The organism is Streptomyces sp. NPDC057616, assembly GCF_042800575.1.
Taxonomy (GTDB): Bacteria; Actinomycetota; Actinomycetes; order Streptomycetales; family Streptomycetaceae; genus Streptomyces.
In genome coordinates this window covers 47718-64090 of sequence record NZ_JBHVGU010000031.1, presented here as the reverse complement: position 1 = coordinate 64090, position 16373 = coordinate 47718, and the positions used below count along the sequence as shown (strand labels likewise).

Annotated in this window: 15 protein-coding genes; 11 read left to right on the top strand and 4 right to left on the bottom strand. The window is 71.0% G+C overall.

Annotated elements, in window-relative coordinates:
* Nucleotides 1-14 precede the first annotated feature (14 nt).
* The 4 genes from ACFU97_RS32640 (at nucleotide 15) to ACFU97_RS32625 (ending at nucleotide 4090) form a co-directional block, all read left to right on the top strand.
* Entirely contained in the window at nucleotides 15-1469 is a 1455-nt protein-coding gene (locus ACFU97_RS32640; RefSeq protein ID WP_384263995.1) for an amino acid permease, read from the top strand.
* 219 nt (nucleotides 1470-1688) lie between these two features.
* Nucleotides 1689-3032 (top strand): peptidase C39 family protein, encoded by a 1344-nt coding sequence (locus ACFU97_RS32635; RefSeq protein ID WP_384263994.1) that lies wholly within the window; start codon nucleotides 1689-1691, stop codon nucleotides 3030-3032.
* A gap of 141 nt (nucleotides 3033-3173) precedes the next feature.
* On the top strand, nucleotides 3174-3314 hold the full coding sequence (locus ACFU97_RS32630; RefSeq protein ID WP_384263993.1) for an SCO1431 family membrane protein: 141 nt from the start codon (nucleotides 3174-3176) through the stop codon (nucleotides 3312-3314).
* A 119-nt stretch (nucleotides 3315-3433) separates the two neighbouring features.
* Nucleotides 3434-4090 (top strand): TetR/AcrR family transcriptional regulator, encoded by a 657-nt coding sequence (locus tag ACFU97_RS32625; protein ID WP_384263992.1) that lies wholly within the window; start codon nucleotides 3434-3436, stop codon nucleotides 4088-4090.
* Between the two features lie 55 nt (nucleotides 4091-4145).
* Here ACFU97_RS32625 and ACFU97_RS32620 read toward each other — a convergent pair whose 3' ends face one another.
* Complete coding sequence (locus ACFU97_RS32620; protein WP_384263990.1) at nucleotides 4146-5369, bottom strand: glycoside hydrolase family 18 protein; 1224 nt, start codon at nucleotides 5367-5369, stop codon at nucleotides 4146-4148.
* A 349-nt stretch (nucleotides 5370-5718) separates the two neighbouring features.
* Between ACFU97_RS32620 and ACFU97_RS32615 the strand changes: the two genes are divergently transcribed.
* The 3 genes from ACFU97_RS32615 (at nucleotide 5719) to ACFU97_RS32605 (ending at nucleotide 9448) form a co-directional block, all read left to right on the top strand.
* On the top strand, nucleotides 5719-6891 hold the full coding sequence (locus ACFU97_RS32615; RefSeq protein ID WP_384263989.1) for an acyl-CoA dehydrogenase family protein: 1173 nt from the start codon (nucleotides 5719-5721) through the stop codon (nucleotides 6889-6891).
* 349 nt (nucleotides 6892-7240) lie between these two features.
* On the top strand, nucleotides 7241-8341 hold the full coding sequence (locus ACFU97_RS32610) for a hypothetical protein (protein ID WP_384263987.1): 1101 nt from the start codon (nucleotides 7241-7243) through the stop codon (nucleotides 8339-8341).
* A 12-nt stretch (nucleotides 8342-8353) separates the two neighbouring features.
* Nucleotides 8354-9448: a phosphotransferase family protein gene (locus tag ACFU97_RS32605; protein WP_384263986.1), complete on the top strand. Its 1095-nt coding sequence runs from the start codon at nucleotides 8354-8356 to the stop codon at nucleotides 9446-9448.
* A 10-nt stretch (nucleotides 9449-9458) separates the two neighbouring features.
* On the opposite strand, the gene ACFU97_RS32600 is transcribed toward ACFU97_RS32605, so the two are convergent.
* Nucleotides 9459-9893 carry a hypothetical protein gene (locus ACFU97_RS32600; protein ID WP_384263985.1) on the bottom strand — a complete coding sequence of 145 codons (435 nt, stop codon included), beginning with the start codon at nucleotides 9891-9893 and terminating at the stop codon, nucleotides 9459-9461.
* Between the two features lie 261 nt (nucleotides 9894-10154).
* Here ACFU97_RS32600 and ACFU97_RS32595 point away from each other — a divergent pair, with 261 nt between their 5' ends.
* The 4 genes from ACFU97_RS32595 to fxsA all read left to right on the top strand — a co-directional run bounded on the left by ACFU97_RS32595 (nucleotide 10155) and on the right by fxsA (nucleotide 14280).
* Nucleotides 10155-10595 carry an Lrp/AsnC family transcriptional regulator gene (locus tag ACFU97_RS32595; RefSeq protein ID WP_016434164.1) on the top strand — a complete coding sequence of 147 codons (441 nt, stop codon included), beginning with the start codon at nucleotides 10155-10157 and terminating at the stop codon, nucleotides 10593-10595.
* A 78-nt stretch (nucleotides 10596-10673) separates the two neighbouring features.
* Nucleotides 10674-12281 carry an amidohydrolase gene (locus ACFU97_RS32590; protein ID WP_384263984.1) on the top strand — a complete coding sequence of 536 codons (1608 nt, stop codon included), beginning with the start codon at nucleotides 10674-10676 and terminating at the stop codon, nucleotides 12279-12281.
* A gap of 498 nt (nucleotides 12282-12779) precedes the next feature.
* Nucleotides 12780-13634: a polyprenol monophosphomannose synthase gene (locus tag ACFU97_RS32585; RefSeq protein WP_384264053.1), complete on the top strand. Its 855-nt coding sequence runs from the start codon at nucleotides 12780-12782 to the stop codon at nucleotides 13632-13634.
* Nucleotides 13635-13725: 91 nt separating this feature from the next.
* Nucleotides 13726-14280, top strand: a complete 555-nt coding sequence (gene fxsA, locus ACFU97_RS32580; protein ID WP_384263983.1) for an FxsA family membrane protein — start codon at nucleotides 13726-13728, stop codon at nucleotides 14278-14280.
* A gap of 99 nt (nucleotides 14281-14379) precedes the next feature.
* Here the strand turns inward: fxsA and ACFU97_RS32575 are convergent, their stop codons facing one another.
* Entirely contained in the window at nucleotides 14380-14754 is a 375-nt protein-coding gene (locus ACFU97_RS32575) for an RNA polymerase-binding protein RbpA (protein ID WP_003977404.1), read from the bottom strand.
* A 278-nt stretch (nucleotides 14755-15032) separates the two neighbouring features.
* Nucleotides 15033-16370: an MFS transporter gene (locus ACFU97_RS32570; RefSeq protein ID WP_384263982.1), complete on the bottom strand. Its 1338-nt coding sequence runs from the start codon at nucleotides 16368-16370 to the stop codon at nucleotides 15033-15035.
* Between the last annotated feature and the right edge of the window lie 3 nt (nucleotides 16371-16373).

Sequence of the window (16373 nt, the reverse complement as noted above, 5' to 3'; positions counted from 1 at the left end):
CCACTCTCCACGCGATGGGTTATCCGAGAAAACTCACCCGCCGCTTCAAGGCGTTCGACAATTTCGCCATCTCGTTCACCATCATCAACATCATCTCGGGAATCTTCTCGAGTTTCGGATTCGGCATGAATGCCGGCGGCCCCCGCATTCTGGTGTTCGGCTGGATCGGCGTATCCGTCATGGTGCTCTTCGTCGGTCTCGCGATGGCGGAAGTCGCCTCCGCCTATCCGACGAGCGGTGCGCTGTATTTCTCCGCCGGCAAACTCGCCAGACGGCACCGGGGCGCGTGGTCCTGGTACACGGGGTGGCTGAACTTCGTGGGCCAGATAGGCGGCACGGCGGCCACCGGCTACGCCGCCGCCACCTTCATCCAGGCCTTCGTCGCCCTGCAGTGGCCCTCGTACGTGCCGACCGCCCACCAGACGGTGCTGATCACAGCCGTGATCATCGTGCTCCAGGGCCTGGCCAACACCTACACCGTCCAGCTGGTCGCCCTGCTCAACCGGATCTCCGTGTGGTGGCTGCTGATCGGTCTCGTGGTGATCGTGACCGCGCTGATCGCCGGTCCCGATCAGCACCGTTCGGCGTCCTTCGTCACGCATTTCGCGAACAACACCGGTTTCACGAGCGGGCTTTACGCCGGGATGCTCGGCCTGCTCGTCACCAGCTGGACCTTCACCGGCTTCGACGGCAGCTTCCACATGTCCGAGGAAACGGTGCGGGCCACGGTCAACGCCCCGAAGGGGATCACGCGGGCGATCGGATACTCGGCGATCACCGGCCTGATCCTCATGCTCGCACTGGTCTACAGCATTCATGACTACGACCATGTGGCGAGCGCTTCCGCTCCGCCCGTCCAGATTCTGATGGACGGGCTCGGCCTCACCACCGCCAAGGTGCTCCTGCTGATCGTGATCGGCGCGATGCTCTTCTGCGGACTGGCGAATCTCACCAGCAACACCCGGCAGATCTTCGCCTTCTCCCGCGACGGCGCGATGCCCGGCTCCCGCTGGTGGCACACCGTCTCCTCGCGCACCCGCACCCCCGTCAACGCGGTCTGGCTCGCGGTCGGCTGCTCGCTGGCCCTGGTGCTGCCGGGCTGGTGGTCCCACACGGCGTTCACCGCGATCGTCAGCGTCAACGTCGTCGGGCTCTTCCTCGCCTACGGCGTGCCCATCTTCCTGCGGCTGCGGCTGGGCGACGAGTTCCAGGCCGGCCCGTGGAACCTGGGGCGCTGGGGCCGCCCGGTGGGCGTGGTCGCGGTGACGTGGATCCTGCTCAGCAGCCTGCTGTTCATGCTGCCGCAGGCCTCGCCGATCACCGTCGACTCCTTCAACTACGCACCGATCGCCCTCGCCGTCGTCCTGATCGTCGCGACGGTCTGGTGGTTCGCCACCGCCCGCCGCCGCTTCCAGGGACCGGTCAGCTACGGCCGCCCCGACGAGGTCGCGGCGATGGACCTGATCTGAGCCCCGGCGCCCGGCGTGCCCCCGCGGGCCCGCCGGGCCGCGCGGTTCAGCAGGTCATGCCAGTGGCCCAGACCAATATTGATGGGTGTGGCATGGGCCGAAGTGCTGGCAGGACGTCCCACCTGCGGCCATAGTTGGCGCACACACGCAGCACGGCAGCGCGGCGCAGCGCTGCCTTCGGACTCGCACCGACTCGGACACCTGGGGGTCATTCCGCCCATGAGCAGAGCCGAAAAGCCGTCCCGCAGAACCGTTCTGGCCGCCGCGGTCGCGGCGGCAGTGGTGGGCCCGGCGGTCAGTGCCGGCGTCGCCGAGGCCGCCAAGGCCCCGGCCCGGCCGGTCGACTACCGCGCCTGGACCACCCACCACGACTGGCGCACCGGCACCGCGAAGGGCGTGCGCGCCGTCGCCGGCGCCCGGCCCGGCGTGGTGATCGCCACCCCCGACGGCACGACCGACTACACCGACCCGCACACCGGCACCACCGCCACGTGGGAGTACGCGACCTGGACGTCCCCCGTCCACACGCTCCGCGTCCCCGCCACCGAGACGATCGCCTCCTGGAACGCGCACACCCCGGCCGGCACCTGGCTCCAGGTCGAACTGCAGGGCACGTACTCCGACGGCACGCAGACGCCCTGGTACGTGATGGGCCGCTGGGCGGCCGGCGACCAGGACATCAAGCGGACCTCGGTGGACGACCAGACCGACGGCAAGAGCACGATCTGGACCGACACCTTCGCCATCGACGACGCGACGACGGGGCTGCGCCTGGTCTCGTACCGTCTGCGCCTCACCCTCTACCGCAAGCCCGGCACCAAGCTCACGCCCACCGTGTGGCGGCTGGGCGCGATGGGCTCCGACATCCCGGACCGCTTCACGGTCCCGGCCTCGACACCGGGCCTGGCCCAGGAACTGGCCGTCCCGCGCTTCTCGCAGGAGATCCACAAGGGGCAGTACCCCGAGTACGACAACGGCGGCGAGGCGTGGTGCAGCCCCACCTCCTCGCAGATGATCATCGAGTACTGGGGTGGCCGGCTCACCCCAGAGCAACTGTCCTGGGTGGACCCGAGCTACGCCGACCCCCAGGTCGACCACGCCGCCCGCTTCACCTACGACTACCAGTACCAGGGCTGCGGCAACTGGCCTTTCAACGCCGCCTACGCGGCGACGTACAAGGGCCTGCAGGGCGTGGTCACCCGCCTCGGCTCGCTCACCGACCTGGAAACGCTGATCGCGGCCGGCATCCCGGCCATAACGTCCCAGTCGTTCCTCAAGGAGGAGCTGACCGGGGCGGGTTACGGCACCTCGGGGCATCTGATGACGGTCATCGGTTTCACCGCCGACGGCGACGTGATCGCCAACGACCCGGCCTCGCCGAGCGACGACGCGGTGCGCCGCGTCTACAAGCGGCGCGAGTGGGAGAACATCTGGCTGCGCACCAAGCGCTACAACGCCGGCGGCAAGGTCGTCTCCGGTACCGGAGGCGTCTGCTACCTGTACTTCCCGGCCCGTCCCACGCCCCACCAGTGCAAGGCGCTCGCGGCGGTGGGCGTCCGCTGAGCCGTTCGGCACCGTGCGAAGGCCCCGGGCGACCGGGGCCTTTCGCGTGTGACCAAGGTCTCGGCCGCAGAGGCCGTACCGGATGGCAAGGTGGACCGACAGAGGGGGAATCCACCACATACCCGACCACAGCGAGACGCCATGACCGCACACTCAGCCACCGCCGCCCGCTCCCGTACCGGCGGCCCCAAGGACGACGGCCCGAAGATCTTCGAGCACGTCATGGGCTGGACGCTCGTCGTGGTCGTCGCGATGTTCGTCGCGCAGCTGGGTCTGCTGTGACGTGACCCACACCGCTCCGGCCCCCCTGCGCCCGCTCGTCGATCGGACTCGAACGAGTGGGCGCGGTTGTTCTGACATACTGCGGTGGTCCCGCCGCCCGCTGGAGACCAGGGTCGAAATTGAAGATCAGCCAACAGAGCGAGGCCACCCGCCCCCGGGCGCGCGGTACCGAGCGCTCGCTGGCGCGTCGCGCCGAACTCATTTCCATCGGGCGGAAGTTGTTCGCCGACACGTCCTACGACACGCTCTCCATGGACGACATCGCGCGGCAGGCGCATGTCGCCAAGGGGCTGATCTACTACTACTTCCAGTCCAAGCGCGGCTACTACCTGGCGATCATCCAGGACTCCGTCGCGGACCTGGTCACCTACGCGGCGAGCGGTGCCGAACTGGAGCAGGTGGGCCGGGTCCACCGCACCATGGAGGGCTACCTGCGCTACGCCGAGCACAACCAGGCGGCGTTCCGCGCGATCGTCAGCGGCGGTGTCGGCTTCGACGCCGAGGTGCACGCGATCCGCGACGGGGTGCGCGAGGCGATCATCGCGACCGTCGCCGAAGGGGCCTACGGCCGCACGGACATCAGCCCGCTCGCCCGCATGGGCCTGCTCGCCTGGGTGTGCAGCGTCGAGGGCGCCACGCTCGACTGGATCGACGGCCCGCGGATCTCCCGCGAGCAGATGCGTGAACTCCTGGTCAGGACGCTCGGCGGCGCCATGCGGGCCGTGGAGGAACTGGACCCGTCCTACCCCGCCCCGTCCGCCGCCCGCCGGGACTGATGACCGAGGGGCGAAGGCTCCCGCGCCTCCGCCCCGGATCACCGTACCGCCGCGGTCAGTTGATGGCCTTGATCAGTTCGCCGTTCGCGGTGTCGCCGCTCAGCTCCCAGAAGAACGTGCCGCCGAGCCCCTGCTGGTTCTTGTACGTCATCTTGGTGCCGATGGTGGCCGGGGTGTCGTAACTCCACCAGTCGTTGCCGCACTTGGCGTAGGCGGTGCCGCCCACCGTGCCGGTCGCCGGGCACTTGGTCTTCAGCACCTTGTAGTCGTCGATGCCCTGCTCGTACGTCCCCGCGGCCGGACCCGTGGCGGTGCCGCCGGGTGCCGCCTGCGTGACGCCGGTCCAGCCGCGGCCGTAGAAGCCGATGCCGAGCAGGAGTTTGGACGCCGGTATGCCGAGGCCCTTGAGCTTGGCGATGGTCGACGAGGTGTTGAAGTCGGCCTTGGGGATGCCGGAGTAGGAGGTCAGCGGCGAGTGCGGGGCCGTCGGCCCGGCAGCGTCCCAGGCGCCGAAGTAGTCGTACGTCATCGGGTTGTACCAGTCGACGTACTGCGCCGCGCCCGCGTAGTCGGCCGCGTCGATCTTGCCGCCGCTGGTGGCGTCGGCGGTGATGGCCGCGGTGACGAGCTTGCCGCCGCCGAACTTCGAACGCAGCGCGGCCATCACGTTCTCGAAGGCGTCCTTGCCGCTGGTGTCGCAGGTGTTGCCGCAGGCGTTCGGGTACTCCCAGTCGATGTCGATGCCGTCGAACAGGCCCGCCCACTTGGAGTTGTTGACCAGGTCGTAACAGGACTGGGCGAAGGCCGACGGGTTCTTCGCGGCCTCGCCGAAGCCGCTGGACCAGGTCCAGCCGCCGAAGGACCACAGGATCTTCAGGCCGGGGTGCTTCTTCTTCAGCTTCAGCAGCTGGTTGAAGTTGCCGCGCAGCGGCTGGTCCCAGGTGTCGGCCGTGCCGTCCATCGACTCGCCCGCGGTGTAGGCCTTGTCGGTCGCCGCGTACGAGTCGCCCATCGCGCACTTGCCGCCGGTGACGTTGCCGAAGGCGTAGTTGATGTGCGTCAGTTTGGCCGCCGAGCCGGACGTCTCGATGTTCTTGACGTAGTACTTGCGGTCGTAGGTGCCCCATTCGGTGAAGTAGCCGACGACCTTCGAGCCGGCGGCCTCCTGTGCCGAGGGCCGGGCGGAGGCCGTGCCCGCGCCGGCCAGCAGCCCGGCGCCCAGAGCGGCGCAACAGGCGGCGGACAGGAGCGCCTTCAGACGGGTGTGGGGGATGTGCATCGGGTGTCTCCTCGTGGGGGAGAGGGGAACGCGCGCCGATTGGCATGAACGCGGTAAAGCGTTGGTCATGAACAGTAGGAGGACTAGACCAGTGCGGTCAATGGTGCGGACCAATTCCGCGGGGAATGCGCGGCACTTCGTCGGGGCCCGGGATATTCTTGAAGTAAGCGGTCGTTAACTGGTGACGGGCTGTCTCCGATCGGGCATACTCACAGCGCAAGCCGCTGGTCAGCAGCTTCCGAGACCCGGAGGCGGAGCATCGGCCCAGCCTCAGTACGACCCGGCGGAGCCGCCCCCACCCAAGGCGCGCATCCGCCGATGTGCCCGAAACAGGGAGGAGAGCGTCGCCATGCCCGACCGCGCCCCGCAGCCGGTGGACCGTCAACTGCCCACGGACGAGGCCCGGGATCTGATCTCGCTCGTCCGGGACATCGCCCAGCGCGAGATCGGGCCCAAGGCTGCCGAGGAGGAGGAAGCCGGCCGCTTCCCGCGCGAGGTCTTCACGCTCCTGTCCCGGTCCGGACTGCTCGGCCTGCCGTACGACTCCGAGTACGGCGGCGGAGACCAGCCCTACGAGGTCTACCTCCAGGTTCTCGAGGAACTCGCGGCGGCCCGGCTCACCGTGGGCCTCGGCGTCAGCGTGCACACGCTGGCCACGTACGCGCTGGCCACCTACGGCACCAAGCAGCAGCAGGTCGAGCATCTGCCCGAGATGCTCGGCGGCGGCCTGCTCGGCGCCTACTGCCTGTCCGAGCCGTCCTCCGGATCCGACGCCGCGTCCCTGCGCACCAAGGCGGTGCGGGACGGTGAAGAGTGGGTGCTGACGGGGACCAAGGCGTGGATCACGCACGGCGGCGTCGCCGACTTCTACACGGTCATGGCCCGCACCGGCGAGGACGGCCCGCGCGGGATCTCCGCCTTCCTGGTGCGCGGTGACGCCGAGGGGCTCAGCAGCGCCGCTCCCGAGAAGAAGATGGGCATGAAGGGCTCACCGACCGCGCAGGTCCACTTCGACGGGGTGCGCCTACCGGACGAGCGTCGGGTCGGCGAGGAGGGCCAGGGCTTCGCGATCGCCCTGTCCGCGCTGGACTCCGGCCGGCTCGGCATCGCCGCCTGCGCCATCGGACTCGCCCAGGCCGCGCTCGACGAGGCGGTCGACTACGCCACCGGGCGGCGCCAGTTCGGGCGCCCCATCGCCGACTTCCAGGGGCTGCGCTTCATGCTCGCCGACATGGCGACCCAGGTCGAGGCGGGCCGCGCGCTGTATCTGGCGGCGGCACGGCTGCGGGACGCCGGGCGGCCGTTCGCCAAGCAGGCGGCCATGGCCAAGCTGCACTGCACGGACACCGCGATGAAGGTGACGACCGACGCCGTGCAGATCCTCGGCGGATACGGCTACACCGCGGACTTCCCGGTCGAGCGCTACATGCGCGAGGCCAAGGTGCTGCAGATCGTCGAGGGCACCAACCAGATCCAGCGGATGGTCATCGCCCGTCACCTCGCGGGTCCGGAAACCCGCTGAACTCACCGGTCGCGACCTGCGGGGCCGCCAGCCTGACCCACTCCGGGTCGTGGCGGCCCGGCAGGGTCCGGCCCCGGTCGGCCCAGGTGCGCATCAGATCGCGGTAGATCGGTGGGTCCTGCGGCTGCGGCGGCGCGGGCGGAACCGTTCCTGTGGGGGGCGGCACGAACACGCGGCGCTGACGCCCGATGGCGGAGTAGGTGGGGGTCATACCAGGGCAACGCGGAGGTTGGCGACAGGTCACCTTTCTGCGGAATCGAGCGTGAGTTCACGGACGTACGGTCGCTCGTCTGGTCACCGCCAGCCGTCTGACGTACCGTCAGGCCAGCCGTCTCCAGGGAGGTTTGGCGTGGCCGACGACCGCCCCGTACCGCTCGACGAGTACCCCGTGCACCAGGTCCCGCTCTCCATGAAGCACGTGGCGACCGGAGACCGGAACGCCTACGACCGCTGCATCTTCCACGTCCTCGACCACGAGGGGCGCGCGCTGCTCATCGTGGGTCTCGGCGTGTACCCCAACGTCGGTGTGATCGACGCCTACGCGACCCTGCGGACCGGGGACACCCTGCACGCGCTGCGCGCCTCGGACGCCCTCGGCGACGACCGCATGAAGCTGGCCGTGGGCCCGCTCAGGATCGAGGTGGAGGAGCCGCTGCGACGGCTGCGGCTGATCGCCGACGACGACGCGCTCTCGTACGACCTCACCTGGACCGCCGAGTTCCCGGCCCTGTGGGAGCCCCACCACCTTCAGCGCCGCGGCGGCCGGCTGACCCTGGAAGGGCGCCGCTTCGTGCAGGCGGGCGGGGTGAGCGGGGTCGTCCGCGCGGAGGGTGAGGAGTTCCGGGTCACGCCCGGCTCCTGGACCGGCACCCGCGACCGCAGCTGGGGCGTGCGGCCCATACCGGGGGAGGAGGGCGGCCGGCTTGCGGACGAGCACCCGACCGAGGGCTTCCACTGGCTGTGGTGCCCGGTGCGCTTCGAGGACCGCTTCCTGATGGTGATCGTCCAGGAGGACGCGGACGGCTACCGCTCCCTGAACGACGCCACCCTGGTCCGCCCGGGCCGGCGCGACCGCCAACTCGGCTGGCCGCAGGCGGAGATCAGCTACCGCTCCGGCACCCGCGACCCCGTCCGCGCCCTCGTCCACCTGGGCGACGTCCGCAAGCCGCTGGAGCTGGAGGCCGAGATCCTCACCTCCTCGCCGCTGGCCGTCGGCGCCGGCTACCCGCCCGCCGACGACTGGCAGCACGGCACCTGGCGCGGTCCCGGCTGGACGGACCGGCGCACCTACGACCTCACCCGGCAGCACGGCCTGGCCGCCTACGGGGTCACCGACCACGCCGCCCGGTTCCGGCTGGACGGCCGCACCGGGCACGGCATCTTCGAACACGGCTCGTTCGGGCGGCACGATCCGAGCGGCTTCGCGGACTTCACATCGGTCGCACCGTAGGGGGTTTGCGTCATGGCCACGGCGCCCCGGCCTCGTACCACCACGCGTGACCCGGAGGAGATCGCCCGCCGCCTCACCGCCTGGCTCGGCGTGCGCCTGCCCGGCGCCCAGGCGGTCAGGATGGCCGTCCCCGAGTCCAACGGCATGTCCAGCGAGACCCTGCTCTTCGAGATCGAGCACCCCCGGCCCCCGGTGCGGGCCTGCGCGCTGCGGCTCGCGGCGGACCCGGCGGCGTACACCGTCTTCCCGGTCTACGACATGGCGCGCCAGTACCGCACCCTGCGCGTGGTGGCGGAGCACTCGGACCTGCCCGTGCCGAGGGTGCTGTGGCTGGAGGAGGACCCCGGTCCGCTCGGCGCGCCCTTCTTCGTGATGGAGCGCGTCCAGGGGCGCGTGCCGCCCGACGTGATGCCCTACACCTACGAGGGCAACTGGCTGCACGCCGCGAGCGACGCCGAGCGCGAGCGGCTGGAGGCCGCCTCGATCGGGCTGCTGGCCCGGCTGCACGACCAAGTGCCGCCCGGACAGGCCGAGTTCCTCGCCCTCCCCGGCGAGGGCGACGCCCTGCGCCGCCACGTCACCGCCCAACGCGCCTACTACGACTGGGTCGTCGACGGGCGCGCCCGCTCACCCCTGATCGAGGCGGCGTTCGACCGGCTGGAGGAGCTGTGGCCCCACGACCCGGGCGCACCGGTGCTCAACTGGGGCGACGCACGCATCGGGAACGTCGTCTACGACGGCTTCGAGCCCGTCGCCGTCCTGGACTGGGAGATGGCGGCCCTGGCCCCGCGCGAGGTCGACCTCGGCTGGACCGTGTACCTGCACCGCTTCTTCCAGGACCTGACGGCGGCCTTCGGCCAGCGCGGCCTGCCGGACTTCCTGCGCCGCGACCGCGTCGAGGCCCGCTACGCCCAACTCACCGGCCACACACCGCGCGACATGGACTTCCACACCCTGTACGCCGCGCTGCGGCACGCGATCGTCATGCTGCGGATCGCCTACCGGCAGGTGCACTTCGGCGAGGCGGCCGTCCCGGCGGACCCGGACACACTGATCCTGCACCACGGCAGTCTGCGGGCCATGGTGCAGGGCAGCTACTGGGATTGAGCGCGACCGCTCAGGCGGCCTGGCCGCGCAGCACGGGGACCCGGATCGGGCGCGAGCCCGGCCCGCCCACGTGCGAGAACGGCTGCGTGCGCCAGTCGAGTCCCTGAGGGAGCGTCAACAGCAGGGCCGTGTCCTGCTCCTGGGGCCGGAAGGACTCGTCCGCGGCCCGGGCCTCGGTGGCCCTGCGGCCCGTACCGGCACACACCGTCAGGCCGAACGGGTTCCACGGCGAGGCACACAGCGCGTGCTCCGGCAGGATCTCCTCGTCCGCCAGCAGCGCGATGGGCTGCGCGCAGTCCGGGCAGATCACCCGGTACATCTCGAAGGTGTCGTACGCGTCCAACTCCTCGTCGAAGTCGTCCGGTTCGACGCCCTCCGGCTCGGGCTCGGTGACCGCCTGGAGGCGCTTGGGCGCGGTACGGCCAGGACGCTTAAGACTCTGCATGGGTTCTCCCCCTCGGGCTGGGCCGTTCAGGCACTGCGGCCTCGACCACAGCAAGCACTTCCCGCCCGGTCATGGCGGTAATCACGAGAACATCACGGAGCGGTCCCGGCGGCTGTGGCGTTCGTCACATGCCGCTCGCAGATGCCTGCCCGGGCGTCGCCCGGACGGCTCACCGGCGGCCCGCGGCCACATCACAAACCGGGCATGAGCTGGGCTGCCGAGGTATCCCGGGAGGTCAGACGCACTGTAGGTTCTTGCGCCATGGAGGAGCTGGATCGTCAGATCGTGCAGCTGCTCGTCAAGGACGGGCGGATGAGCTACACAGACCTGGGCAAGGCCACGGGCCTGTCCACGTCGGCCGTGCACCAGCGGGTGCGCCGGCTGGAACAGCGTGGCGTCATCCGCGGCTATGCCGCGGTCGTCGACCCCGAGGCCGTCGGGCTGCCCATGACCGCCTTCATCTCGGTGAAGCCGTTCGACCCCAGCGCCCCCGACGACATCGCCGACCGCCTGGCCGGCGTCCCGGAGATCGAGGCCTGCCACAGCGTCGCGGGCGACGAGAACTACATCCTCAAGGTCCGGGTCGCGACCCCGCACGAGCTGGAGGAGCTGCTGGCCCGGCTGCGGTCGCTGGCGGGCGTCTCCACGCGCACGACGGTGGTCCTGTCGACGCCGTACGAGGCACGGCCGCCGCGCGTCTGAGCCGCGCCGCCGTGCCGGGCGCCCGGCAAGCGCGCCCCAGGTGCGAGCCCGCCGCCGCGGCGCGAGAAACTGTCGGTCATGAACGCGCGCACCCCCGAGCCGAAGACCGTCCTGCTCCGCCGCGGAGAGGTACACAGCCCCGCCGACCCGTTCGCGACCGCGATGGTCGTGGAGCGCGGCCAGGTCGCCTGGGTCGGCTCCGAGGGCGCCGCCGACGCCTTCGCCGAGGGCGTGGACGAGGTGGTCGACCTCGACGGCGCCCTCGTCACCCCGGCGTTCACCGACGCCCATGTGCACACCACGTCCACCGGTCTCGCCCTCACCGGCCTCGACCTCTCGGACGCCCCCTCCCTGGAGGCGGCCCTCGCCCGCGTGCGGGACTTCGCCGCGGCCCGGCCGCAGGACAAGGTCCTGCTCGGGCACGGCTGGGACGCCTCCCGCTGGCCCGGTGGCCGCCCCCCGACGCGCGCGGAACTGGACGAGGCCACCGGCGGCCGTCCCCTCTATCTCTCCCGGATCGACGTCCACTCGGCCGTCGTCACCACGGCCCTGCTGGACCTCGCGCCCGGCGTCGGCGCCGTGTCCGGCGACGGTCCGCTCACCACCGGCGCCCACCACGCCGTGCGCGCCGCCGCGTTCGCGGCCGTGACGCCGGCCCAGCGCGCGGAGGCCCAGCGCGCCGCGCTCGCCCACGCGGCCTCCCTCGGCATCGGCTCGGTCCACGAGTGCGCCGGCCCGGACATCTCCTCCGCGGACGACTTCACCGCCCTGCTGCGGCTGGCCGCCGAGGAGGCGACCCCGCGGGTGGTCGGCTACTGGGCGGAGCAGGACGTGGAGAAGGCGCGCGAGCTCGGCGCCGCGGGCGCGGCCGGCGACCTCTTCGTCGACGGCGCCCTCGGCTCGCACACGGCCTGCCTGCACACGCCGTACGCCGACACCGGCCACACCGGCACCGCCTACCTGGACGCCGCCGCCGTGGCGGCCCACGTCACGGCCTGCACCGAGGCGGGACTCCAGGCCGGCTTCCACGCCATCGGGGACGCCGCGGTGACCACCGTCGCCGAGGGCGTGCGCGCCGCCGCCGAGAAGATCGGCCTGGCCCGCGTCCGGGCCGCCCGGCACCGCGTCGAGCACGCCGAGATGCTCACCCCGGAGACGATCGCGGCCTTCGCGGAGCTGGGCCTGACCGCCTCCGTGCAGCCCGCCTTCGACGCCCTGTGGGGCGGCGAGGACGGCATGTACGCCCAGCGCCTGGGCGCCGAGCGGGCGCGCACCCTGAACCCCTTCGCGGCCCTGCTCAAGGCGGGCGTCCCGCTCGCCTTCGGCTCCGACAGCCCGGTCACGCCGCTCGACCCCTGGGGCACGGTCCGCGCCGCCGCCTTCCACCGCACCCCCGACCACCGGGTCTCCGTGCGCGCCGCGTTCACCGCCCACACCCGCGGGGGCTGGCGCGCGATCGGCCGGGACGACGCGGGCGTGCTGGTGCCGGGTGCGCCCGCCGACTACGCCGTCTGGCACACCGGCGAACTGGTGGTCCAGGCTCCGGACGACCGGGTCGCCCGCTGGTCCACCGACCCCCGCTCCGGCACCCCCGGCCTGCCCGACCTCACCCCCGGCCGTGACCTGCCCGTCTGTCTGCGCACGGTGGTCGGCGGACGGACCGTCTTCGTAGGGCCGGGCGAGTGATCTCCCGGGGTGGCGCCGCGCCGAACATCGCCCGCCACGCCGTCGTACGACCTGCGTGTCCTCGGCCCTGACCAGGACTTTGCTGGAAAACCCGCAGGTCAAACGGCTGTTGACAGCCGATGGCGGGGGGCCGGTAGGTTCGGCCGAGTCCACCACCGGACGCCCGACCGGGGAACTTCTTCGCGCCAGTCGCAGCGCCGCTGGGTCAGGGACGGTGTGCCGCACCGGAGCACCGCCACTGGGAGCCAGGCTCAGCGCCCGCGCGCGACGAGGGAACGTTCCGGCCGGCCGGGGAGGTGTGACCCGGGTGGGGCCCGGGCGCTCAGTAGACAACGGCTTTCGGTCGATCCGCAGCCAGCGGATCCCAGGTCGGCCCGAAGGGCGCCGGGCCCCCATCCGCAGGAGCAAAACCGCCCGAATACGCGTTCTTACCCCGCTCTTGTGGAATCGACACCACGATACGAACGAGCTGTCACGTCATCGCAGGCCGTGGCCACTATGGTGGACGTCTGCGACGGACTTGAAGGGGCAGTAGTGAACGACGGCGACGGGACCCTCGCGGCACAGTCCCAGGTGAGGAAGTTCGGCCCGCTCGGCACGGCCTTGGTGATCATTCCGACCTACAACGAGGCGGAGAACATCAAGTCCATCGTCGGCCGGGTGCGCGAGGCCGTCCCCGAGGCGCACGTCCTCGTGGCCGACGACAACAGCCCCGACGGCACGGGCAAGCTCGCGGACGAACTCGCGGTCGGGGACGACCATGTGCAGGTGCTGCACCGCAAGGGCAAGGAGGGCCTGGGCGCCGCCTACCTCGCGGGCTTCCGCTGGGGCCTGGAGCACGGATACGGCGTCCTCGTCGAGATGGACGCCGACGGCTCGCACCAGCCGGAGGAGCTGCCCCGCCTGCTCACCGCGCTCAAGAACGCGGACCTGGTGCTCGGCTCCCGCTGGGTGCCCGGCGGCCGCGTGGTGAACTGGCCCAAGAGCCGGGAGATCATCTCCCGCGGCGGCAGCCTCTACTCGCGCCTCGCCCTCGACCTGCCGCTGCGCGACATCACCGGCGGCTACCGCGCCTTCCGGCGCGAGACGCTGGAGGGACTCGGCCTCGACCAGGTCGCCTCCCAGGGCTACTGCTTCCAGGTCGACCTCGCCCGCCGCGCGGTCAAGGCCGGCTACCACGTCGTCGAGGTGCCCATCACCTTCGTCGAGCGCGAGCTCGGCGACTCGAAGATGAGCCGCGACATCCTTGTCGAAGCCCTGTGGCGGGTCACGGCGTGGGGTGTGGGGGAGCGGGTCGACAAGGTCACCGGCCGCGGCAAGAACGTGGCCGCCGACCGCGCCAAGAAGGCCTGAGCGGCCGCCGCTCCGGCCCGCCTGGGGTTTCACAGCATCAGTTGATCATTCACTTATCCCGCACTGAGCCGGGCCCAGGCACACTGGATGCATGACGACTGGTGCTCAGACCCCCACCCACCCCGCCCGCCCGAGGCGCTCCCGGCTGCGGACCTTGCTGCCGCTGGGCGTGGCGGCCTGGCTGGTGCTGGAGATCTGGCTGCTGATCGTGGTCGCCGGCGCCACGAACGGGCTCACCGTCTTCCTGCTGCTGCTCGCCGGCTTCGTGGCCGGCGCGGCGGTGATCAAGAAGGCGGGACGCCGGGCCTTCCAGAACCTCAACGAGGCGCTGCAGCGGGGCGGCACCCCGCAGAGCGGCGGTGGCAACGGCCTGATGATGCTCGGCGGACTGCTGCTGATGATCCCGGGCCTGATCTCGGACGTGGCGGGTCTGCTTCTGCTGATCCCGCCGGTCCAGAAGGCCCTCGGCCGCCTCACCGAGCGCACCGTCGACCGCAAGCTGCGCGAGGCCCGGCCGGGCGGGTTCGGCGACGCCTTCCAGCAGGCCCGCATCCACCGCCCCGACGGCAAGATCGTCCAGGGCGAGGTCGTCAGGGACGAGCCCGGTGACGCCCCGCAGGACCCGCGCCCGCCGCTGACGCGCTGATCACCGCCGTACGACATACGACTGCGGGCGTCCACGTGAATTCACGTGGACGCCCGCAGTCGCTTGCGTCGTTGGTCCGCCGCTCGGCCCCGGCGGGAACTAAGCCGACTTGCGGCTGTCCCTCGGGTGAACCGCGATGTTCATCGCGCCCGAACGGAGAACGGCCAGGCGCTCCTCGAGGACCTCTTCGAGTTCCTCGCGGGTACGCCGCTCCATCAGCATGTCCCAATGCGTACGCGCGGGCTTGGCCTTCTTTTCCTCAGGGCCGTCGCCGTCCACGAGGAGTGCCTGGGCTCCGCAGACCTTGCACTCCCACTCCGGCGGGATCTCCGCCTCGACCGAGAAGGGCATCTCGAAGCGGTGCCCCTTCTCACATGCGTACTCCACGGCCTGGCGCGGGGCCAGGTCGATGCCGCGGTCCGTCTCGTAGCTGGTCACCACGAGGCGCGTGCCGCGAAGAGCTCGCTCACTCATGAATCGTGCCTCCCGGGCTTGTCGCCCACAGGACAGGTGTCGCTGTCGTCGTCATCCGGTCAACGTCCGGTCGGCGGTAAAGATTCCCGTCCCGTGTCCCGTTCCGGGTCATGCGTCGCCGTCGTAGCCGCAGCCTTGCTGACCAATGTCGTACCCACCGGCGCCCGGTTTGTCACATCTGCTAGCAGATGTCACCCAGCGTTTCGGCATCTTTGACGCGCAGTAACGGTACGCCTGGCAGGCCAAACGCGTACACTACAGCCCTTTCGCCATGAGCGCTAAATCCTCTGCGGGACCGGATTGCCCGCCTCGGAGATCGCCTGCCGTACGGGTACCCGCGCGAGCAGGACGAATCCGATGACGAAGAAGGCGACGAGCGAGATGATCGCGTCACGATAACTTCCGGTCAGCTGGTAGGTGATCCCGAACAGAAGGGGCCCGAGCCAGCTCATGCCCCGGTCGCTCATCTCGTACGCCGAGAAGTACTCGGCCTCCTTGCCCGGCGGGACCAGATGCGAGAACAGGGAGCGGGACAGGGCCTGGCTGCCGCCGAGCACGAGGCCGATCCCGGACGCCAGGACGAAGAACCACACCGGCGCCCCGGGCGGCAGGAAGTACCCGGCCGCGAGCGTCACCGTCCAGGCCACCAGTGAACCCAGGATCGTGCGCTTGGCGCCGTACGTCCGGGCCAGCCTGCCCATCCCCAGGGCGCCCGCGACCGCCAGCACCTGCACCAGCAGGACGGCGCCGATGAGCGTCGACTGCCCGAGCCCGAGCTCCTCCGAGCCGTAGACCGAGGCCTGGGAGATCACCGTCTGGATGCCGTCGTTGTAGACGAGGTACGCCAGCAGGAAGGCGAGGGTCAGCGGGTGGCGGCGCATGTCCCGGACGGTGGCCGCCAGTTGGCGGAATCCGGGAGCGGTGGTCTGCTTCGGCCCGGTGGAGGCGCGGTCCCGCAGCCTGGTCAGCGGGACGAGCGTGAAGGCGCCCCACCACAGGCCGGCGGTGGCCAGGCAGATACGGACGGCCGTGGTCTCGGAGACCCCGAAGGAGTCGTGCGCCAGGTACAGCACCAGGTTGGCGATCAGGACCAGCGAGCCCGCCGCGTACCCGAAGGCCCAGCCCCTGGAGGAAACGGCGTCGCGCTCCTCGGGCGGGGCGATCTGGGGCAGGTAGGAGTTGTAGAGCATCATCCCGACGGACTGGGCCGCGTTCGCGACGATCAGCAGCAGGCCGCCCAGCAGATAGCGGTCGCCGTCGAGGAAGAACATGCCCGTGGTCGCCGCGGCCCCCACGTAGGCCGTGACGCCGAGCAGGGGCTTCTTGCGGCCGGTCCGGTCGGCGGCCGCGCCCACCATGGGCATCACCAGGACGGCCGCGATCACCGACAGGGAGACCGAGTACGCGAAGAAGGAGCCGGCCCGCACCGGGATGCCCAGCGGGTGGACGTACCCGTCCGCGTCCGCCGCCGACTTGGCCACCGACGTCAGATAGGGGCCCAGGAACACGGTGAGCACGCTCGTCGAGTAGACGGAGCAGGCCCAGTCGTAGAAGTACCAGCCGCGCTGTTCGCGCCGCCGGTCGAAGACTTCCGTCCGCACGGTGTCCGCGCTCACCCG